Below are 20,057 nucleotides of genomic sequence, written 5' to 3' on the forward strand. Positions count from 1 at the left end.
GATGGACGTTGTTGCTGCGATCGAGTCTGGCGCGTTGCCTGCTCGAACTGCTCTTCGCCGAGATGGTGAATCGGACTGGTGGAGGCCTTCGGGTTCATCGCGGGTTGGGCCTTGCAGCATGGCTCTTGCTCGGTGCATCTTGGAATCAGCTAGGCCAGGCATCGTGAAGATTCGCGCGAGGGTATCCCAGTTCCATGGCTTGCCCTCGTCCTAGCGCTGGGGAGGGCGGATAGGCGATGCAGCCAACATCACGTCGCCGACTGGCCCTCGTCGGCGCGGCGCTGCTCTTGCCGGTTGCCACCGCCGCAGTCGATGTCGCCCAGGCGGTCCAGGCCGAGTCCTGGAACACGTTGGTTGCGGCGGACTCTGCTCCGTGGGTGCGCCCACCGCCTGTGCGTAAAACGCCTCAGCAGTTCGCGGACTGGCGATCGGTGGCCGATAAGGGTCCGGGCTGTTTCCCGGTGAGGATCTCCGTGACACAGGTTTCAGCATCGCTTTTTTCCGCCGATGTCGCGGTCGGATTACCGGTGGGTCACCCCTTGGCCCTGGCTGCTCTGAGAGGTGACGCTCGGAACTATCCCGATTCCCTTGCGGACACGATATTCGGCTTCCTGGATTTCGAACGCCCCAGTGATGACCCCTCGCAACCTCAGAAGACGTCGTTCGACCGGACTGGAGGTGCCCTCCAATGGGAACCGCCGACGGTTGAGGAAGGGGCGATTGAGGGCACGGACGCCGTTGACGGCAGGGCCGTGCCGAACGAGTGCCCTCGGCGCGCGGGGAAGCTCTCGTGGATCCTTCAGATGAGGGGCAACTTCTCGAAAGTTCCGACAAGAGCAGTGTCGCTGGTGTTGTACCCGCCGGCCGAATTCTGCGACGCCCCCTGCTTTCGCCCAGTCATCACGCTAAGCGCCGAGGCGACGTCCCGTGGTGTGCAGGCGGTGCGACTGTTTCATCACGGTCCCCAGGGTCGGCGGTTGAGCCCACTACGCGCTGACGTCGTCTCCAGCACCGCTCGGCAGGCGGTCGTGCTGAGAGTCCCCGCCGCCACGGGCGACGGCTCGCTTCCCGACGACATCGAGGTGGTGTATTCGGCCGAGCCTGGCTCTGCCACAGTCCAGACCCGCTTTCAGCGCAGCGGATGGCTTCGCACGACTGGGCCACCCTGGGCGGAGCTTCGGGATCTGTGGTTGGGGCTGGTGAGTGCGCTCTCGCTTCTCGTTGCTGCCGCTCTGATCGCTGTTCGGCCGCACGCCAGCCAAACGGGGCGGGATGATTTGCTGCTGGGGCTATCACCAGTCGTGGCCCGACTGGCGACCTATCTGAGTCGAGTTCTCCTGGTCCTGGCCGGGTTGACGCTCTTTATCCGCTATAGCAGTGCTGTCTCGACGGCCGAGAACGACATGCTCTCGTATCTGTTGAGCAGGACTTCCACCTTTAGGCAAGCCGCCTACCCGAAGCTCTCGGGATCATTGGTGATCCTGGTCGCCGGGCTTGCGACCGTGTGGCCAGTAGTAGCGCACGCGGCCGCGCAGGAAGGCCTGGAAGGTAGAGACGCAATCTCAGGGCACAAGGTCACGTCGGCGATCGCGAGATTCTCGGCTGTGGGCGTTCTCGCAGCATTCCTCGTGTTGGTCACCGCCTCTCTTGTGGCAGCGACCCCGGCGTGGCGCCGTTGGCCAAGCCTGGATGACTTCGGTCAGGCAGGCGAACTGATCCGGTGGACGGGTGTGGCAGTTCTGGCCGCATTCCTGGCTGCCGCCTGTGTTGCCATCACCCTGGGCCGTCGGGCATTTCCCCTGTTCACCGGTACACTTGCCGCTGTCGTGGTTGGTACGTTGACGACCCTCGCGCCGCTGAACAGCGGCCCGCGCGGTTGGCTCGCTGTGATGGTCCACCTTGTCCCTGTCATCACGGCAGCCATCTCATTGACCGCGTTCGTCCTGCTCCTGCGAAGCGTCTTCAAACACACCGAGAACTCGCTCGTACGGCCCAGCGTTGGTTCCGTCATGCGAGCCGATGCGAGGCTGGTGGTGCCGGCGATCGGGCTTGTGGTCATCCTGCTGGCCTTGGGTTGGAAGGTCAGCTCGTTCGATGGGAGCGCGGCCGAGCCGAGTCTGTACGACTTCTATGGTTTAGCCACTTCCCTTGGCACCCTGTGCCTCACCGGAGCATTGTTCGTTCTCGTAGTCGGCATCGATCGGGCCGGACGCCAAGACACCACGGACGGGAAGCAGGAATTTCGAAAGCGGAGCGGGACGGCGTTCCGTGCGCGCCTGACTTGGCACCGTAGGGCCTCAATCGCGTTCGCGCTGTTGATTGCGGCACCGAGCACGCTGCAACTCTTCGGACCGCTGCCGGCAGCTTTCCTTGCATTTTGGAGTGTTGTCGCACTTGGACTGTTCCCGCGCGATGCGATCGAGCGGCTCGTCGCGCACGGCGGTGGATATCAGTCTCGCCGCCAGCAGGACGAACGTGTTGCCGCCCTGGTGAATTCGCTCACCGTCTCGGCGCCCGCTGAGTCTCGGAGTCCTTCGGAGAACGGGACGAATCGACCAGAGTCCGCCTCGACGACTCGACACTCGTGGCACCGGGGACTACTCACCCGCGTCACCGGCCTGACGCCTGCCTCCTCACGACGTGCCTCGGGCACGACGCCGTCGAATCCGGTCATGACCGGCCCGAATGTCAGCAGACCACGTCAAGGTAACGGTCCAGCGTCGATGGCCTTGAGCGGGCCGAGGACTGGTTGGGTCGGTGGCCGGGTCGGGGCTCTGGCAGGCGCGCTGCTTGGTTTGCCATGGGTGGCGTTGGGGGCAGCGCAATTGCCACATCCATCTCTTACCCTGGACCCCGGAGCTCTCCTCGTGCTGTGCGTCCAGTGGTCGCTCGCCTTGGCTCACTGGCCGCTCGTGGGCTTCTTGTTTGGCTACAGCTTCGCCTTCCTGCGTGGACATACAGGACTGCAGAAGGGGCTGACGCTGCTCATCACGCTGGCTGTAGTCCCTGTCTTGTCATTGGTCACAGGCAGCTTCACCTTCTCAGCGGCTGCAGTCTCCGTGGCCCAGATCACCGCGGTCTGTCTACCACTGGGCCTCGCGGCGGACTGGTACACCTTGAGTCGAGCGGGTTACGGGTGGGCCCAGCTGCAGACTCTGTATCGCCTGCGCTTCTTGGCAGGCTGGGGCACCGCAGTCGCGGCTGCTGTCGCCGCGACGCTGACAGTGGCAACCACGGCCACCCTCACTCAGCTCGGGCACGAGCTGTTCACACCTCCTCAAGTGACCAAGCCGCTGCCGCTGCCGACGCCAACCGCGTCGACCACCGATACGCCGCGGCCCAGCACGCCATGACCAGCACGCAAGTGTCCAGTCAGGTGAGCGAAGCATCTGCTTGTGACGGTGGACGACCTCGATCGTGACCGACATCCTGTGGGGATCGACCCCCGGCACCCATCGACGTACCGCGCCGACGAAGGAAATCCGCAGTTCAGAGCATCAGAACTCGGTGTCCGGAGGGGGACTTGAACCCCCACGCCCCTAAGGGCACTAGCACCTCAAGCTAGCGCGTCTGCCATTCCGCCACCCGGACGAGGTGGATCACCGGGCCTGCACGAGGCTCAGCGATGCGACGTAGAGACTAACACGCGGGGCACCTCGTCCCTGACCACCCCGAAGGCTCCCGAGCGGCTTGTCCGCGCACTACGGTGACCGGGTGAGTGACTCCTCCGAAGCGACCACCGACACTATCGGCGACGACGCGGTGGCCGGGGTCACCGAGCTGTGCCAGGACCTGCTGCGCATCGACACCAGCAACTACGGGGACGGCTCCGGACCGGGGGAGCGGGCCGCCGCCGAGCACGTCATGGGCCTGCTCACCGAGGTCGGTCTCCAGCCCGAGCTGGTCGAGAGCGAGGCCACCCGCGCCACCGTGGTGGTGCGGGTCGAGGGCGACCCGGAGGGCACCCGCGACCGCGGGGCTCTGCTGGTGCACGGACACCTGGACGTCGTCCCGGCCGACGCGGCGGACTGGCGGGTCGACCCGTTCGCCGGCGAGGTGCAGGACGGCAGTCTGTGGGGTCGCGGCGCGGTCGACATGAAGGACATGGACGCGATGATGCTGGCCGTGCTCCGCGACCTGGCTCGTACGGGGCGCCGACCCCCGCGCGACCTGGTGTTCGCGTTCTTCGCCGACGAGGAGGCCGGCGGCGTGCTGGGCAGCCACTGGCTGGTGCAGAACCGTCGCGACCTGCTGGACGGCGTCACCGAGGCGATCAGCGAGGTCGGAGGCTACTCGGTCACGGTCGACGGCAAGGACGGCGACCCGGTGCGGCTCTATCTGCTGCAGACCGCCGAGAAGGGCATCACCTGGTTGCGCCTGGTGGCCAACGGGCGGGCCGGGCACGGTTCCCAGATCGCCACCGACAACGCGGTGACCCGCCTGGGTGCCGCCGTCGGGCGGATCGGCGCGCACGAGTGGCCGCTGGAGATCACCCCGACCGTCCGCGAGTTCCTGGGCGGCGTCACCGAGATCACCGGCGTCGAGCTGGACCCGAACGATCCCTCCGAGCTGCTCGGCAGGCTCGGCACCGTCGCCCGCTTCGTCGGGGCCACCCTGCGGGACACCGCCAACCCGACGATGCTGAAGGCGGGCTACAAGCACAACGTCATCCCGCAGACGGCGGAGGCCTTCGTCGACTGTCGCTTCCTGCCGGGCCACGAGGAGTCCCTGCTGGCGACGGTCCGAGAGCTTGCCGGCGAGCACGTCGACGTCCACGTGCACCATCGGGACACCTCGCTGGAGACGTCGTTCGACGGCCGACTGGTCGACCGGATGGTGGCCGCGATCCAGGCCGAGGACCCCGGTGCCCCCGTGCTGCCCTACTGCCTGTCCGGCGGCACCGACAACAAGGCGCTCAGCACCATCGGCATCCGAGGCTTCGGCTTCGCGCCGTTGCAGCTGCCGGCCGAGCTGGACTTCCCGGCCATGTTCCACGGCGTCGACGAGCGGGTTCCGATCGACGCCCTGGCCTTCGGCACCCGCGTCCTGGACAGGCTCTTACGCACCTGTTGAGCGGGCGGCTGCAGAGCCGGTCGAGCACCGCTCAGTCGTTGTCCTCCAACGACTTTCGCCGGTCGGCAGCCACGCTCTCCGCCGTCGCCTCACCTTCGCCACTGGCCGCTCGCATGCCCACCCGGCTGTGCGAGGCCCCGTAGACGAAGTAGATGACGAAGCCGATCACCATCCACACGATGAAGCGCAGCCAGGTCTCCACCGGCAGGTTCAACATCAGCCACACGCAGGCCAGGATCGCCAGGATCGGCAGCCACGGGACACCCGGCGTCTTGAACGAGCGCTCCAGGTCCGGCCTGGTCCGGCGCAGGATGATCACCCCGGCGGAGACCACCACGAACGCGAACAGCGTGCCGATGCTGACCATCTCGGACAGCTTCTCAAGGTCCACGAACGCGGCCAGGGCCGCGATGCACGCCGCCGTGATGATCGTGATCACGTACGGCGTCCCGAAGGTGGGGTGCACCTTGGCCAGACCGCGAGGGAGCAGCCCGTCGCGCGCCATGGCGAACAGCACCCGGCTCTGACCGAGCATCAGGACGAGGATGACGGTGGTGATGCCGCAGACGGCTCCGAGCGAGATCAGCTTGGACGCCCAGGTCACGCCGTTCAGCTTGAACGCCTCAGCCAGCGGTGCGGCCGAGTTCAGCTTGTCGTACTTCACCATGCCGGTGATGACCAGGCTGACCAGGACGTAGAGCACGGTGCAGATCACCAGGGAACCGATGATCCCGCGGGGCATGTCCCGCTTCGGGTTCTTCGTCTCCTCGGCCGCCGTGGCGACGATGTCGAAGCCGATGTAGGCGAAGAACACCACGGAGGCGGCGGCGACCACGCCGAAGATGCCGAACGACGTCGGCTCGAGTCCGAACAGCGCCTGGATCAGCGGCTGGGTGAGCCCGCTCACCTCTTCGGACTTGGGCTTGGACGGCGGGATGAACGGGTGGTAGTTCGCCGTCTTGATGTAGAACGCGCCGACCACGATGACCAGCAGCACCACCGCGATCTTGATGACCACCAGGACACCGGTGACCCGCCCCGACAGCTTGGCACCCACGATCGCTACGACCGCCAGCAAGGCGACGATGAAGATGGCGCCGAAGTCCGGGATCGCTTCGTCGCCCGCGAGCCAGGTCGGCAGGTCGAACAGGTTCTGCAGGTAGGCCGACCAGCCGCGAGCCACCACCGCCGCGCCGAGGCCGAGCTCGAGCACCAGGTCCCAGCCGATGATCCACGCGACCAGCTCACCGAGGGTCGCGTAGGAGAACGTGTAGGCGCTTCCGGCCACCGGTACGGTGCTGGAGAACTCTGCGTAGCACATGGCCGCGAGCCCACAGGCGATCGCGGCCAGGATGAACGACAGGACCACACCCGGCCCGGCGTTCAGCGCGGCCTGCTTGCCGGTCAGCACGAAGATGCCCGTGCCGATGATCACGCCGACCCCGAACACCGTCAGGTCCCAGGCGGACAGGCTCTTCTTGAGCTTGTGCTCCGGCTCGTCGGTCTCCTTGATCGACTGCTCGACCGACTTCGTCCGCGTCAGCTGCATCTCGGACTCCCCGCTCCGCCTGCAGACGCCTCCCTGACGCCTCAGCCGAACGTAGTCCCGGCGCGCAGATCACGCATTTCGCTCGGACCGGACAGGACCTCAGGCCGTGCGACGCACGCGGATGATCCGCCGGCGCAGCCACACCGTGCGCGCACCCCCGCGAAGCAGCCGGACACGCGCCAGCTCCCACCGCCCGTACTCGGCGTGCTCGACGAGCATCGCCTTGGCGTCAGCTCGGGTGACCTGGGGCGGCACACGAATCACCCGGTACTCGTACTCGATCATCGTTGCCCATTCTGCACGCGTCGGGCCGATCCGCCAGAACGGAACGCAATGCTGGTGCCACACAGGCCTGCCGAGGGCTACCGTCGAACCATGACGACAGACCCGCGCGCCGCGCTGAACGCTCTGGTGGCTGCCCTCGAGCGCCACCTCGAGGCTGCTGCCGGCAGGCGGGGTGAGAACGACCCCGTCGTGGTCAACGCCTACCGGGCGCTCGCCGAGGCCTTCGAGGACTACGACGACGCGCTGATGGACGCGTTCGACGAGGTCACTCCGCTGGAGGTCTACCGCGGGGAGGAAGACGACGACGAGTTCGACGAGCCGGACGACGTCGAGGGCGGCGGCAGCTACACCGGCCTGGACGACGAGGACTACGACGAGGTCGACGACAACGAGCCGGCGCGTTCGTCCTAGACGGAGACCTCGTCCAGCGCGTCGCGGATCTGCGGCGGCAGCTCGACGTCCTCGCTGGTGAGCGTGCCGCGCAGCTGCGCGGCCGTCCGGGCGCCGACGACCGGTGCGACGACCCCGGGCTGGTCCCGCACCCAGGCCAGGGCGATCTCCGCGGGGGAGCAGCCCAGCCCGTCCGCCGCGGTGACCACGGCGTCGACGATGCGCCGGGCGCGCTCATCCAGGAACCGTTCGACGAACGCCGCGAAGTGCGGTGAGGCGGCCCGGGAGTCGGCCGGCGTCCCGGCCCGGTACTTGCCGGTCAGCACGCCACGGCCGAGCGGCGACCAGGCCATCACCCCCATCCCGAGCGCGCGGGCGGACGGCACGACCTCGTCCTCCACGTCCCGGTCGAGCAGGGAGTACTCGACCTGGTTCGTGACCAGCGCGCCGGCCGCGTGCAGCTCGGCCAGCGTGGCCGCGCGCGCACTCTGCCAGCCCGCGTAGTTCGATACCCCGACGTAGCGCGCCCGGCCGCTGCTCACCGCGAGCTCGAGGGCCGAGAGCGTCTCCTCCAGCGGGACGTCGTCGCTCCACGCGTGCGCCAGCCACAGGTCGACGTGGTCGGTACCCAACCTGGCCAGCGAGCCGTCCAGCGACGCCAGCATGGCTCGGCGTGAGGTGTCGACCACTCTGGTGCCGCTCCGGCGGGAGATCCCGGCCTTGGTGCAGATGACCACGTCCTCACGCGAGGACATCTCCGGTAGCAGCGCACCGAGCAGCTCCTCGGCAGCGCCGTCCCCGTACCCGGCGGCGGTGTCCACGAAGGTGCCGCCCGCCTCGAGGAACGCGGCCAGCTGGTCTCGCGACTCGTGCTCGTCCGTGTCCCGGCCCCAGGTCATCGTGCCCAACGCGAGCCGGGAGACCCGCAGACCCGACGCCCCGACGTACCGCTGCTCCATGGAGCGACACGCTACCGGCGGTGTGGGCCACGCCACGCACGCCGCTCCGTCCAGGCTCGCCAGGGGCCGTTATCGTCTCCCGCATGGCTGAGCCCCGACCCGCTGACGCGCCCAGGACCAGAGCCGTGCACACCCCGGGACGCCTGCGGCTGGGGCTCAACCTCGGCTACTGGGGGCTGGGGAACGACGCCGACAACCTCGCCCTCGCCCGTGAGGCCGACAGGCTCGGCTACGACGTCGCCTGGGTGGCGGAGGCCTACGGTTCGGATGCCGCGACGGTGCTGACCTGGGTGGCCGCGCAGACCGACCGGATCGACGTCGGCAGCGCGGTCTTCCAGATCCCGGCGCGCACGCCCGCGATGACCGCCATGACCGCGGCGACACTGGACACCTTGAGCCACGGACGTTTCCGGCTCGGTCTCGGTGTCTCCGGCCCGCAGGTCTCGGAGGGCTGGCACGGCGTCCGCTTCGACAAGCCCCTTGGCCGCACCCGCGAGTACGCCGAGATCGTCCGGCAGGCACTGCGCCGCGAGACCCTGCGCTACGAGGGCGAGCACTTCACCCTGCCGCTGCCGGACGGACCGGGCAAGGCCATCAAGCTCACCGTGCACCCGGTGCGTGCGGAGATCCCGCTCTACCTGGCAGCGGTCGGCCCCAAGAACCTCGAGCTGACCGGGGAGGTCGCCGACGGCTGGTTGGGCATCTTCTTCAGCCCCGAGCAGGCGGACGTGTCGATGGCACCACTGCGCGCCGGCCGGGTCCGGGGGGGACGGGCCGCGAACGCCGAGGACGTCATGGTCGGGTTCGACGTCGTACCCACCGTCCCCGTCGTGTTCGGCGACGACCTCGAGGCCTGCGCGGCGCCCGTGCGCGGCTACACCGCGCTCTACCTGGGCGGCATGGGCAGCCGGGACAAGAACTTCTACAACCAGCTCGCCGTGCGGATGGGCTATGACGAGGCGGCCGCCGAGGTGCAGAACCTGTTCCTGGACCGCAAGCACCGAGAGGCCGCCGCCGCCGTTCCGCTGGAGCTCATCGACTCGACCGCGCTGATCGGGCCGCCGGACCGGGTGCGCGACCGCCTGGCCGCGTACGCCGAGGCCGGGGTCACCACCCTGACGGTCTCTGCGTTCGACGCAACCCTCGAGCAACGTCTGCACACGATCCGCACGATGGCGCAGGTCCTGGAAGCCTCCGGTCTGGCAGCCTGACACCCGTGAGCGACCTGACCTACGCCCAGTCCGTGCTGCTCGGAGTCGTCGAGGGACTCAGCGAGTTCCTCCCTATCTCGAGCACCGGCCACCTGACCATCACCGAGGGCCTGATGGGCCTGGACGTGGACTCGGCGGCGATCACGTCGTTCACGGCCGTGATCCAGCTCGGTGCCATCGCGGCGACCCTGCTGTACTTCGGCCGGGAGATCATCAGGCTTGTCGTGGCCTGGGTGCGCGGCCTGCGGGACAAGAGCCTTCGGGACGAGCAGGACTACCGGCTCGCGTGGTACGTGATCGCCGGGTCGCTGCCGATCGCGGTGGTCGGCTTCCTGGCCCGGGACTTCATCACCGGCCCGCTGCGCAACCTCTGGGTCGTCGTCGTCGCACTGATCGGCTGGAGCGTCGTGATGTGGTGGGCCGAGGCCAAGGCCACCCAGCGCCGCGGTGAGCAGGACCTGCGCATGCGAGACGCGCTGGTGATCGGGTTCGTGCAGTGCATCGCGCTGATCCCGGGCGTCTCGCGGTCCGGTGCCACGATCTCGGCCGGCCTGCTGCGCGGACTGGACCGGGTCACCGCCACCCGGCTGTCCTTCTTCCTGGCCATCCCGGCGCTGACCGCCGCCGGCCTCTTCGAGCTCAAGGACGTCGACACCGCCGTCGTCGGCTGGGGCCAGATCCTGGTCGGCACGATCGTGTCGTTCGTCGTCGCGCTGGCCTCGATCGCCTGGCTGCTGCGGTTCGTCGTGAAGCACCCGATCACCGTCTTCATCTGGTACCGCGTGGCCCTGGCGCTCGCCACCGCCATCCTGCTCGTCACCGGGGTGCTGTCCGCAACCTAGGCTGCCTGAGGTGAACGAACTGACCGACCGCTACCTGATCGAGCCCGGCGCCCCGGACGTCGAGACCTTCCGTCGGCTGCGGGTCGACTGCGGGCTGAGCCCCAAGACGGCCCAGGCCGCGGCGTTGGGCCTGCCGAACACCTGGTACGGGGTCGTCGTCCGGTACAGATCGGAGACGGTCGGCATGGGTCGGGTGATCGGCGACGGCGGGTGCCACTTCCAGATCGTCGACGTCTGCGTGCTGCCGCAGCACCAGGGTCGCGGTCTCGGCAAGCGGATCCTGGCCGAGCTCACCGACGAGCTGGCCAGGCGGGCGCCGCACAGCGCCTACGTCTCGCTGATCGCGGACGGCGACGCTCGGCACCTGTACGCGCAGTTCGGCTTCACCGAGACCGCGCCGGCGTCGGTCGCGATGGCGCGCCGGTTCTAGCCGACCTCACAGCTCGCCGAACTCACAGCCATCCGGACTTCTTGAACTGCCGGTAGAGCACGGTGGAGACGACCAGCATCAGCCCGATCGCCATCGGGTAGCCGAACGTCCAGGCCAGCTCGGGCATGTGCCGGAAGTTCATCCCGTAGACCCCGGCGATCAGAGTCACCGCGACCCCGATCGCGGCCCAGGCCGAGATTCGTCGCATGTCGTCGTTCTGCTGCACCGATACCCGAGTCAGGTGAGCGGACAGGATGTCGGACAGCAGCCGGTCGTAGGACTCGATGTGGTCGATCACCCGCAGCAGGTGGTCCGCGACGTCGCGGAAGAACGGCCGCGCCTCGTCCGGCACGTTCGGGGTCGGGTGCTGGTGCAGCCGCAACATCGCGTCCTTGAGCGGCACGGCCGCCCGACGGAACTCCAGCACCTCGCGCTTGAGCAGGTAGATCCTCCGGGCCTCTTCGCCGCCGCGGCGACGATGTGGGACGGGCGGCGGCGCATCACCGAGCGCGGACGCCTCGACCTCGACCTCGCCCGCGAAGACGCTCTCCTCCATCTGCTCGAGGTCGTGCGCGATCTCGTCGTCGATCGCCACGTAGCGGTCGACCACGTCGTCCATCACCGCGTGCAGCACGGCAGCCGGGCCATACGCCAGGTGCTCGGAGTTCGCCTCGAGGCGACGTCGGACCTCGGCGAGCGGGTTCGCCTCACCGCGGCGCACCGTGACCACGAAGTGCTCGCCGACGAACAGCATCACCTCGCCGGTCTCGACCTGGGAGCTCTCCTCGATGTAGCGCAACGGTTTCAGCACCACGAACAGCGAGCCGTCGTAGACCTCCATCTTGGCCCGTTGGTTGCCATTGACGGCATCCTCGATAGCCAGCGGGTGCAGCCCGAGCTCGCCCTTGACGAGGTCGAACTCTGCGTCCGTGGGGTCCTTCAGACCGATCCACAGGAAGCCGTCGGGGACGTCGGCGAGCTTGGCCAGCTCGTCGGACAGATCCGCGCACGGCTGGCGTCTGCCGTCTCGGTACACGGCCTGGTCGACGATCACCCTGCCATCCTGCCCCGTACAGTGTTGACGTGCCTACGGTCCTACTGATCCGCCACGGACGGACCGCTGCGAACGCCTCGGGCGTGCTGGCCGGCTGGACTCCCGGGGTCGAGCTCGACGACCAGGGTCGCAAGCAGGCCGCTGCACTGGCCGAACGGCTGTCCGTGCTACCGCTGGCCGCGATCGTGGCGAGCCCGCTCGAGCGCTGCCAGCAGACCGCGGCCGCCATCACGGCTGTTCCGGGCCCGAAGCAACCCAACCGTCCTGAGGTCGTGTCCGACGAACGCATCGGCGAGTGCCACTACGGCGACTGGACCGGACGCGAGCTCAAGACGCTGGTCAAGGACCCGCTGTGGAACGTCGTCCAACAGCATCCAAGTGCTGTCGTCTTCCCGGGCGCAGACGGCGAGTCGATGCGTGCGATGCAGACCCGGGCGCTGGACGCCGTCCGGGAGTGGGACGCGCGAGTGGCCGCCGAGCACGGGAACGACGCGGTCTGGGTGGCGGTCTCGCACGGCGACGTGATCAAGGCCGTGCTGGCCGACGCGCTCGGCGCGCACCTCGACCAGTTCCAACGCATCCTGGTGTCGCCGTGCTCGATCTCTGCCGTGCACTACTCGCCGACCCGTCCGTTCGTGATCAGCAGCAACGACGTCGGCGGTGACCTGTCCGGCATGCTGCCGCCGCCGCGCAAGCGACGGTCCAGGGCGTCCGACAAGATCGCCGCCGCCGCGTCCAGCAGCGACGCGGTGGTGGGCGGAGGCGCGTAGCCGGTTCGGCGTCGTAGGGTCGTCCTCATGCCCGTCATCGACTACGACGACCCGGAGCGCTTCGTCGCCGGTACCGTCGGCGAGCCCGGCCAGCGCACCTTCTTCCTGCAGGCGTCGGCTGGCACCCGGGTGACCAGCGTGTCGTTGGAGAAGCAGCAGGTCGCCGTGCTGGCCGAGCGGGTCGACGAGCTCCTCGACGAGGTGGTCCGCCGCACGGGTGGGCAGGCGCCGGTACCGGCGATGACTCCGGTGGGGATGGGTGACAGCGCCCCGTTGACCACACCGGTCGAGGAGGACTTCCGGGTCGGCACGATGAGCCTGACCTGGGACGCCGAGGCCGAGCGGGTCGTGATCGAGTGCCTGGAGGTCGGTGAGGACGTCGGCGAGGAGGGCGAGCTCGAGCCCTCGCCGGAGGCGATGGTCATGCGGGTCAGCCTGACCGGCGCAGCCGCCAGGGCGTTCGCCAAGCGTGCAGTCGCCGTGGTCGAGGCCGGCCGGCCGCCGTGTCCGTTCTGCGGGAACCCGCTGGACCCGGAGGGCCACATCTGCCCGCGGGCCAACGGCCACCGACGGTGAACCGGGCGGCGTCCCCGCAGCAGGGGGCGGGTGCGCCGTCGCACGAGCGAGCGCTCGAGCTGTTGCGGGAGGGCGACCTCGTCGTCGAGGGGCGGATGACCGCGGCCTCGAACGCGACCCTGTACGCCGCGATCACGTTCGACGGCTCCGAGGCGCACTGCATCTACAAGCCGGTCGCGGGGGAGCGGCCGCTGCGAGACTTTCCGCACGACACCCTCGGTCGGCGGGAGGTGGCGGCCTACCTGGTGTCCGTCGCGTCGGGCTGGGACCTCGTCCCGCCGACGGTCTGGCGCGAGGGTCCGTTCGGGCCGGGCAGCGTGCAGCTGTGGATCGACACCGACGACGCACAGGAGATGGTGGACGTCGTCCCGCTCGGCGGCGTCGCGGCCGGTTGGCTGTCGGTGCTCAACGCGCAGGACGGCGAGGGCAGCGACGTCGTCCTCGTGCACCGCGACGACGAGCGGCTGGCCCGGATGGCGGTCTTCGACGCGGTCATCGACAACGCGGACCGCAAGGGTGGCCATGTCCTGGTCGACCGCGACGGCCACCTGTGGGGTGTCGACCACGGGCTGAGCTTCAACATCGAGGACAAGCTGCGCAGCGTGCTGTGGGGCTGGCAGGGACGCCGACTGCCGCCGGACACGCACAAGGTGCTGGTCGCCCTGGCCGCGCAGCTGCGACCCAGCGGTCAGCTGGCCGAAGACCTGTCGGACCTGCTTGCGCCGGCGGAGGTGCGCCGCACCCGGCAGCGGGTCGACGCGCTGGTCCGTGCCGGACGCTTCCCCGAACCGGACCTGTACGGCCCGATCATCCCCTGGCCGCCGTTCTGAGCCGACGTCGGCGGGGACGGGTGCAGGGCCCGGCCCAGCCGATCGATAGGCTGCCTACGTGATGTCTTGGCCCTCCCCTTCGGTCCCCGCCGTTCCAGGGCCACCGATTCCGTTGCGGATCCACGACACGGCCTCAGGTGAGCTGCGGCCGACAAGCCCAGGGCCCACGGCGTCGCTGTACGTGTGTGGCATCACGCCCTACGACGCCACTCATCTCGGGCACGCGGCGACCTACGTCACCTTCGACCTCGTGCAGCGGGTCTGGCGGGACAACGGCCACCGCGTGCACTACGTGCAGAACGTCACCGACATCGACGACCCCTTGCTCGAGCGGGCCGAGCGGGACGGGCTGGACTGGCGAGACCTGGCCAAGCGGGAGATCGCGCTGTTCCACGAAGACATGACCGCGCTGGCCGTGCTGCCGCCGGACGACTACGTCAGCGTGGTCGACTCCGTCGACGACATCGCGGCCGACGTCCGTGCGCTGGTGGCCGGTGGTGCGGCGTACGGCGTCCACGTGCCGGCCGGCGAGGGCGCCGATGGGGCGCTCCAGGACGTCTACTACGACGTGGCCAGCCAGGCCAGGTTCGGCGCGGTGTCCAGCTGGAGCCGCGAGCAGATGCTCGAGGTGTACGCGGAGCGCGGCGGCGACCCGGACCGAGCCGGCAAGCGCGACGCGCTGGACGCCCTGCTCTGGCGCGCGGCGCGGCCGGGGGAGCCCAGCTGGGACGGCGGCACGCTGGGGCCGGGACGGCCGGGTTGGCACATCGAGTGCTCCACCATCGCCGTTCGGCAGCTGGGCATGGCCTTCGACGTGCAGGGCGGTGGCACCGACCTGGTGTTCCCGCACCACGAGATGAGTGCGGCGCACGCCGCGTCGCTGTCCGGGCAGTGGCCGTTCGCGCGGTCGTACGTGCACCAGGCGATGGTCGGTCTGGACGGGCACAAGATGAGCAAGTCCCGGGGCAACCTGGTGCTGGTCTCGCAGCTGCGCCGGGACGGGGTCGACCCGACGGCGATCCGGCTCGCCCTGCTCGCGCACCACTACCGCACCGACTGGTACTACACGGACGACACCCTGCGTGCCGCGCAGAAGCGGTTGGAGCGCTGGCGCGCGGCTCTGTCCCGGGAGGGTGGGCCGTCGGCCAGCGAGACCGTGCAGCACCTGCGCGAGTGCCTGGCCGACGACCTGCGCACCGCAAACGCGCTGGCCGCGGTGGACCGCTGGGCCGACCAGCAACTGACCCGCGGTGGCGACGAGCCCGGCGCGCCCGGCGTCCTCGCGCGAGCGCTGGACGCCCTGCTCGGCGTCCGCATCTGAGCCTGCCCCCCTCCGTTGTTGATCACGTTATGTGTGCGGAGCCCTGCTTGACGTGGGCTAGAACCCTCGAGAAGCGGGTCTGCACCCACTTAACGTGATCAACAATGCGACGGGTCAGCGCTTGGGGGGTTCGTCGTCCCGGCGTCGCAGGTAGCGCTCGAACTCCAGCGCGATCGCCTCGCCGGACGCCTCGGGCAACTCGCTGGTGTCCTTGGCCTCCTCCAGGGCCCGCACGTACTCGCCGACCTCGCTGTCGCCCTCGGCCAGCTCGTCCACCCCGTGCTCCCACGCGTACGCCTGGTCCGGCAGGTCCTCCAGATCCAGCGTGACGTCGAGCAGCTCCTCGATGCGACGCAGCAGCGCGAGCGTCGCCTTGGGCGACGGCCCGCCACCCGCGTAGTGCGGCACGGCGGCCCACAGCGACAGCGCCGGCAGCTGGGCCTGCGCCGCGGCGTCGCTCAGCACCCCGACGATGCCGGTCGGACCCTCGTAGTGGGAGCGCTCCACACCGTCGCGGCTGAGCATCAGCTCGTCGTCGCTGGTGCCGGTGATCGGGATCGGCCGGGTGTGCGGGACGTCGGCGAGCAGGGCCCCCACGGTGACCAGGGCCTGTGCGCCAAGCCGGTCGGCGGCCTCGAGCAGTTCGACGACGTAGGACCGCCAGCGCATGGACGGCTCGATCCCGTCGACCAGGATCACGTCTCGACCGAGCGCGGGCACGTGCGCGGCCAGCAGCCGGGTGGTCGGCCAGGTGACCCGGCGCAGACCGTCCGGCTCGCGGGCGACGCTGGGACGGTTCACCTGGAAGTCGTAGTAGTCCTCCGGGTCCAGTGCGGCGAACGGCTCCGCCCCCCAGATCCGCGCCAGGTGCTCCAGGGCGGACGTGGCCGCCTCACCGGCGTCGTTCCACCCCTCGAAGGCGGCGATCATCACCGGGTCGGTCAGCTCGGGCCACTGCGCGAGCTCGATCACCCATGCCTCCCCACGACGTACGACAGCGGCGGCGCGTGGTGCGCCACCACCCCCCAGCCTAGATCCTTCGTCGTGCTCAGACGGTCAGCATGCGGGCACCTGTCGGGACGGCGTGGCGCTCGGCCTAGACTTCTGCCTGCCTCACCCGCCCCCTGTTTCCGGCACGAAGGTCCCTCATGAGCAGCCGCTCCGACCTGTTCCGCTCGCTACTGCACTCACGAGTGCTCGTCGCCGACGGCGCGATGGGCACGATGCTCCAGGCAGCCGACCCGACCATGGAGGACTTCCAGGGTCACGAGGGCTGCAACGAGGTGCTCAACGTGACCCGGCCGGACGTCGTCCGGTCCGTGCATGACGAGTACTTCGGGGTCGGGGTCGACGCGGTCGAGACGAACACGTTCGGTACGAACTTCGCCGCTCTCGGCGAGTACGACATCAGTGACCGGATCCACGAGCTCGCGCTGGCCGGCACGCAAGTGGCCCGCGCCAGCGCCGACGCGTGGACGACGGCTGACCAGCAGCGCTTCGTGATCGGCTCGGTGGGGCCTGGCACGAAGCTGCCCTCGCTCGGCCACGCCCCGTACGCCGTGCTCCGTGACGGGTACCAGGTGCAGGGCGCCGCGATGATCGAGGGGGGCGCCGACGCGCTGCTGGTCGAGACCGCGCAGGACCTGCTGCAGGCCAAAGCTGCCGTGGTCGGCCTCAAGCGAGCGCTGCGGGACGCCGGCGAGGACCTTCCGGTGATGGTCCAGGTGACCGTCGAGACCACCGGCACGATGCTGCTCGGCAGCGAGATCGGCGCCGCTCTGACCTCGCTGGAGGCGCTCGGCGTCGACGCGATCGGGCTGAACTGCGCCACCGGGCCGGCGGAGATGAGCGAGCACCTGCGGCACCTGTCCAAGCACGCCCGGATCCCGGTCACCGCGATGCCGAACGCCGGCCTGCCGCAGCTGTCCCGGGACGGCGCGTTCTACCCGCTGACGCCCGAGCAGCTGGCGGCGGCGCACTCCCAGTTCACCGAGGAGTTCGGGCTCGCCCTGGTCGGCGGCTGCTGCGGCACCACGCCCGAACACCTGCGGCTCGTCGTCGAGGCGGTCCGCGGCCGCCCGCTAACCGCCCGTCGGCCGCGCCCGGAGCCGGGCGTGTCGAGCCTGTACGCCCCTGTGCCGTTCCGGCAGGACACCGCCTACCTCTCGATCGGTGAGCGGACCAACGCGAACGGCTCCAAGGCATTCCGCGATGCGATGCTGGCCCAGAAGTGGGACGAGTGCCTGGAGATCGCCCGCTCGCAGACCCGTGACGGCGCGCACCTGCTGGACGTCTGCATCGACTACGTCGGACGCGACGGCGCGCAAGACATGAAGGCGCTGCTCAGTCGCCTGGCCACCAGCTCGACGCTGCCGATCATGCTCGACTCCACCGAGCCCGCCGTGATCGAGGCCGGCCTCGAGCTGCTCGGTGGCCGGGCAGTGGTCAACTCGGTCAACTACGAGGACGGCGACGGGCCGGAGAGCCGCTTCGCCCGGGTCATGCCGGTGATCCGCGAGCACGGTGCCGCCGTGGTCGTGATGTGCATCGACGAGGAGGGCCAGGCGCGCACGGCCGAACGCAAGGTCGCCGTCGCCTCCCGGACCATCGACGCGCTGGTCGAGCAGTGGGGGATGCAGACGTCGGACATCATGGTCGACGCGCTCACCTTCCCGATCGCGACCGGTCAGGAGGAGACCCGCAAGGACGGCCTGGAGACGATCAACGCGATCGCCGAGATCAAGCGCCGCTACCCGGACGTGCAGACCACCCTGGGGCTGTCCAACATCTCGTTCGGGCTCAACCCGGCCGCGCGCGTGGTGCTCAACTCGGTCTTCCTGCACGAGTGCCTGAAGGCCGGTCTGGACTCGGCCATCGTGCACGCGGCCAAGATCCTGCCGATGACCAAGATCGAGGACGAGCAGCGCCGGGTCGCGCTCGACATGGTCTACGACCGGCGGCGCTGGGTTGACGACGACCGCTCCAGCGGACAGGTCGAGTACGACCCGCTGCAGCGCTACCTGGAGCTCTTCGAGGGAGTGGACGCGGCCGCGGTCAAGGCCGGCCGCGCCGAGGAGCTCGCGGCACTGCCGCTGGCCCAGCGGCTCGCTCGGCGCATCGTGGACGGCGAGCGCAAGGGACTGGAAGGCGACCTCGACGAGGCGCTCGGCACCGGGCAGTCCGCGCTGGACATCATCAACGAGAACCTGCTCGACGGCATGCGAGTGGTGGGCGAGCTGTTCGGACGCGGTGAGATGCAGCTGCCGTTCGTGCTGCAGTCGGCCGAGGTGATGAAGACCGCTGTGGCCTACCTCGAGCCGCACATCGAAGGCAGTGAGGACGGCTCGGTCCGCGAGAGCAAGGCCACGATCGTGCTCGCTACCGTCAAGGGCGACGTGCACGACATCGGTAAGAACCTGGTCGACATCATCCTGTCCAACAACGGGTACGACGTCGTCAACATCGGGATCAAGCAGCCGGTCGGCGAGATCCTGCGCGCCGCCGAGGAGCACCGTGCCGACGCCATCGGGATGAGCGGCCTGCTGGTCAAGTCGACGGTCGTGATGAAGGAGAACCTCCAGGAGATCAACTCACGGGGGATCGCCGCGGACCTGCCGGTGCTGCTGGGTGGTGCGGCGCTGACTCGCGCGTACGTCGAGGACGACCTGGCCGAGATCTACCAGGGGCAGGTCCGCTACGCGCGTGACGCCTTCGAGGGTCTGCGGCTGATGGACGCGATCGCCAAGGCCAAGGCTGATCCGGGCACCAGCGTCGCCGATACCCTTCCCGCACTGCGCAAGCGGCGGGTCCGACAGGTGGCCCAGGTCTCGGAACCGGACGCCGGCCCGGACACCCGACGCTCGGATGTCGCGGTCGACGTCGACGTCCCGAAGCCGCCGTTCTGGGGGACCCGGGTAGTCAAGGGCGTCGCCCTCGCCGACTACGCGTCGTACCTGGACGAACGCGCGACCTTCCTGGGGCAGTGGGGCCTGAAGAGCGCCCGTGGCGACGGTCCGTCGTACGACGAGCTGGTCGAGACCGAGGGACGTCCCCGACTGCGGATGTGGATGGACAGGGTGCACACCGAGGGCCTGATGGAGGCCGCCGTCGTGTACGGCTACTTCCCGTGCGTCAGCGAGGGCAACGACCTCGTCATCCTGCACCACGAAGGTCCGCAGGCCGGCGAGGAGCGGGTGCGCTGGACCTTCCCACGCCAGCGCCGTGACCGCCGGCTCTGCCTCGCAGACTTCTTCCGGTCCCGCGACTCGGGCGACACCGACGTGATCGCGCTGCAGCTGGTCACCATGGGCAGCACCGTGTCCGCTCGCGCTGCGGATCTCTACGCGGCCAACGCCTACCGCGACTACCTCGAGCTGCACGGACTGTCGGTGCAGCTGACCGAGGCCCTCGCGGAGATGTGGCACGCACGGGTCCGTGAGGAGCTCGGCCACGGCCCGCAGGACAGCGACGACCTGGGGGAGATCCTGCGCCAGGGGTACCGCGGCTCGCGCTACTCGTTCGGCTACCCGGCCTGTCCCGAGCTCGAGGACCGACGTGCTCTGGTCGAGCTGCTGGACCCCTCGCGGATCGGCGTGGAGCTGTCCGAGGAGCTTCAGCTGCATCCCGAGCAGTCCACCGACGCGATCGTCGTCCACCACCCGGAGGCCAAGTACTTCAATGCGACCTGAGCTCCCCGCCGGCGACCATGAGCGTTGAACCGCGGAGACGGAGACGTCGGGTGGAAGATCAACCCATCCACGGGTGACC

16 protein-coding genes and 1 tRNA gene are annotated in these 20,057 nt (G+C 69.2%); 11 read left to right on the forward strand and 6 right to left on the reverse strand.

Annotation, left to right across the window (positions count from 1 at the left end; genetic code table 11):
* The first annotated feature begins 461 nt into the window (after positions 1-461).
* Positions 462-3,353 (forward strand): hypothetical protein, encoded by a 2,892-nt coding sequence (locus tag ACPPVT_RS11200; protein ID WP_426560232.1) that lies wholly within the window; start codon positions 462-464, stop codon positions 3,351-3,353.
* A 155-nt stretch (positions 3,354-3,508) separates the two neighbouring features.
* Here the strand turns inward: ACPPVT_RS11200 and ACPPVT_RS11205 are convergent.
* A tRNA-Leu gene (locus ACPPVT_RS11205) sits at positions 3,509-3,591 on the reverse strand.
* 123 nt (positions 3,592-3,714) lie between these two features.
* On the opposite strand from ACPPVT_RS11205, the gene ACPPVT_RS11210 reads away from it, so the two are divergent.
* On the forward strand, positions 3,715-5,073 hold the full coding sequence (locus ACPPVT_RS11210) for a M20/M25/M40 family metallo-hydrolase (RefSeq protein ID WP_426560234.1): 1,359 nt from the start codon (positions 3,715-3,717) through the stop codon (positions 5,071-5,073).
* Positions 5,074-5,104: 31 nt separating this feature from the next.
* Here the strand turns inward: ACPPVT_RS11210 and ACPPVT_RS11215 are convergent, their stop codons facing one another.
* Both ACPPVT_RS11215 and ACPPVT_RS11220 read right to left on the reverse strand, forming a co-directional pair.
* Positions 5,105-6,622 carry an amino acid permease gene (locus tag ACPPVT_RS11215; RefSeq protein ID WP_426560236.1) on the reverse strand — a complete coding sequence of 506 codons (1,518 nt, stop codon included), beginning with the start codon at positions 6,620-6,622 and terminating at the stop codon, positions 5,105-5,107.
* A 99-nt stretch (positions 6,623-6,721) separates the two neighbouring features.
* Complete coding sequence (locus tag ACPPVT_RS11220; protein WP_426560238.1) at positions 6,722-6,907, reverse strand: DUF5703 family protein; 186 nt, start codon at positions 6,905-6,907, stop codon at positions 6,722-6,724.
* Between the two features lie 90 nt (positions 6,908-6,997).
* Between ACPPVT_RS11220 and ACPPVT_RS11225 the strand changes: the two genes are divergently transcribed.
* A complete protein-coding gene (locus tag ACPPVT_RS11225; protein WP_426560240.1) occupies positions 6,998-7,318 on the forward strand; it encodes a hypothetical protein in 321 nt (106 codons plus the stop codon).
* On the opposite strand, the gene ACPPVT_RS11230 is transcribed toward ACPPVT_RS11225, so the two are convergent.
* Complete coding sequence (locus tag ACPPVT_RS11230; protein ID WP_426560242.1) at positions 7,315-8,256, reverse strand: aldo/keto reductase; 942 nt, start codon at positions 8,254-8,256, stop codon at positions 7,315-7,317. The genes ACPPVT_RS11225 and ACPPVT_RS11230 overlap by 4 nt on opposite strands.
* Positions 8,257-8,399: 143 nt before the next feature.
* Here ACPPVT_RS11230 and ACPPVT_RS11235 point away from each other — a divergent pair, with 143 nt between their 5' ends.
* The 3 genes from ACPPVT_RS11235 to ACPPVT_RS11245 are packed head-to-tail and all read left to right on the forward strand — an operon-like array spanning position 8,400 to position 10,739.
* Entirely contained in the window at positions 8,400-9,467 is a 1,068-nt protein-coding gene (locus ACPPVT_RS11235) for an LLM class F420-dependent oxidoreductase (RefSeq protein WP_426567128.1), read from the forward strand.
* A gap of 5 nt (positions 9,468-9,472) precedes the next feature.
* Positions 9,473-10,309: an undecaprenyl-diphosphate phosphatase gene (locus ACPPVT_RS11240; protein ID WP_426560244.1), complete on the forward strand. Its 837-nt coding sequence runs from the start codon at positions 9,473-9,475 to the stop codon at positions 10,307-10,309.
* A 10-nt stretch (positions 10,310-10,319) separates the two neighbouring features.
* Positions 10,320-10,739: a GNAT family N-acetyltransferase gene (locus ACPPVT_RS11245; protein WP_426560246.1), complete on the forward strand. Its 420-nt coding sequence runs from the start codon at positions 10,320-10,322 to the stop codon at positions 10,737-10,739.
* 22 nt (positions 10,740-10,761) lie between these two features.
* On the opposite strand, the gene ACPPVT_RS11250 is transcribed toward ACPPVT_RS11245, so the two are convergent.
* A complete protein-coding gene (locus ACPPVT_RS11250) occupies positions 10,762-11,793 on the reverse strand; it encodes a magnesium and cobalt transport protein CorA (protein WP_426560248.1) in 1,032 nt (343 codons plus the stop codon).
* A gap of 29 nt (positions 11,794-11,822) precedes the next feature.
* On the opposite strand from ACPPVT_RS11250, the gene ACPPVT_RS11255 reads away from it, so the two are divergent.
* The 4 genes from ACPPVT_RS11255 to mshC all read left to right on the forward strand — a co-directional run bounded on the left by ACPPVT_RS11255 (position 11,823) and on the right by mshC (position 15,290).
* Positions 11,823-12,563 carry a histidine phosphatase family protein gene (locus ACPPVT_RS11255; RefSeq protein WP_426560249.1) on the forward strand — a complete coding sequence of 247 codons (741 nt, stop codon included), beginning with the start codon at positions 11,823-11,825 and terminating at the stop codon, positions 12,561-12,563.
* 27 nt (positions 12,564-12,590) lie between these two features.
* Entirely contained in the window at positions 12,591-13,139 is a 549-nt protein-coding gene (locus ACPPVT_RS11260; RefSeq protein WP_426560251.1) for a DUF3090 domain-containing protein, read from the forward strand.
* A 95-nt stretch (positions 13,140-13,234) separates the two neighbouring features.
* A complete protein-coding gene (locus ACPPVT_RS11265) occupies positions 13,235-13,969 on the forward strand; it encodes an SCO1664 family protein (RefSeq protein ID WP_426567129.1) in 735 nt (244 codons plus the stop codon).
* Positions 13,970-14,027: 58 nt separating this feature from the next.
* Complete coding sequence (mshC, locus tag ACPPVT_RS11270; protein WP_426560253.1) at positions 14,028-15,290, forward strand: cysteine--1-D-myo-inosityl 2-amino-2-deoxy-alpha-D-glucopyranoside ligase; 1,263 nt, start codon at positions 14,028-14,030, stop codon at positions 15,288-15,290.
* A gap of 114 nt (positions 15,291-15,404) precedes the next feature.
* Here mshC and ACPPVT_RS11275 read toward each other — a convergent pair whose 3' ends face one another.
* Entirely contained in the window at positions 15,405-16,262 is an 858-nt protein-coding gene (locus ACPPVT_RS11275) for a PAC2 family protein (RefSeq protein ID WP_426560255.1), read from the reverse strand.
* 176 nt (positions 16,263-16,438) lie between these two features.
* Between ACPPVT_RS11275 and metH the strand changes: the two genes are divergently transcribed.
* Positions 16,439-19,978: a methionine synthase gene (gene metH / locus ACPPVT_RS11280; RefSeq protein WP_426560257.1), complete on the forward strand. Its 3,540-nt coding sequence runs from the start codon at positions 16,439-16,441 to the stop codon at positions 19,976-19,978.
* The last annotated feature ends 79 nt before the right edge of the window (positions 19,979-20,057 follow it).

Source organism: Angustibacter sp. McL0619, from assembly GCF_049994355.1.
Classification (GTDB): Bacteria; Actinomycetota; Actinomycetes; order Actinomycetales; family Angustibacteraceae; genus Angustibacter.

Excerpts from the sequence above, each read along its gene's own strand:
- ACPPVT_RS11230 (WP_426560242.1), bottom strand. The coding sequence starts at position 8,256 with ATGGAGCAGCGGTACGTCGGGGCGTCGGGTCTGCGGGTCTCCCGGCTC.
- metH (WP_426560257.1), top strand. The coding sequence starts at position 16,439 with ATGAGCAGCCGCTCCGACCTGTTCCGCTCGCTACTGCACTCACGAGTG.
- ACPPVT_RS11260 (WP_426560251.1), top strand. The coding sequence starts at position 12,591 with ATGCCCGTCATCGACTACGACGACCCGGAGCGCTTCGTCGCCGGTACC.
- ACPPVT_RS11265 (WP_426567129.1), top strand. The coding sequence starts at position 13,235 with ATGACCGCGGCCTCGAACGCGACCCTGTACGCCGCGATCACGTTCGAC.
- ACPPVT_RS11225 (WP_426560240.1), top strand. The coding sequence starts at position 6,998 with ATGACGACAGACCCGCGCGCCGCGCTGAACGCTCTGGTGGCTGCCCTC.
- ACPPVT_RS11215 (WP_426560236.1), bottom strand. The coding sequence starts at position 6,622 with ATGCAGCTGACGCGGACGAAGTCGGTCGAGCAGTCGATCAAGGAGACC.
- ACPPVT_RS11220 (WP_426560238.1), bottom strand. The coding sequence starts at position 6,907 with ATGATCGAGTACGAGTACCGGGTGATTCGTGTGCCGCCCCAGGTCACC.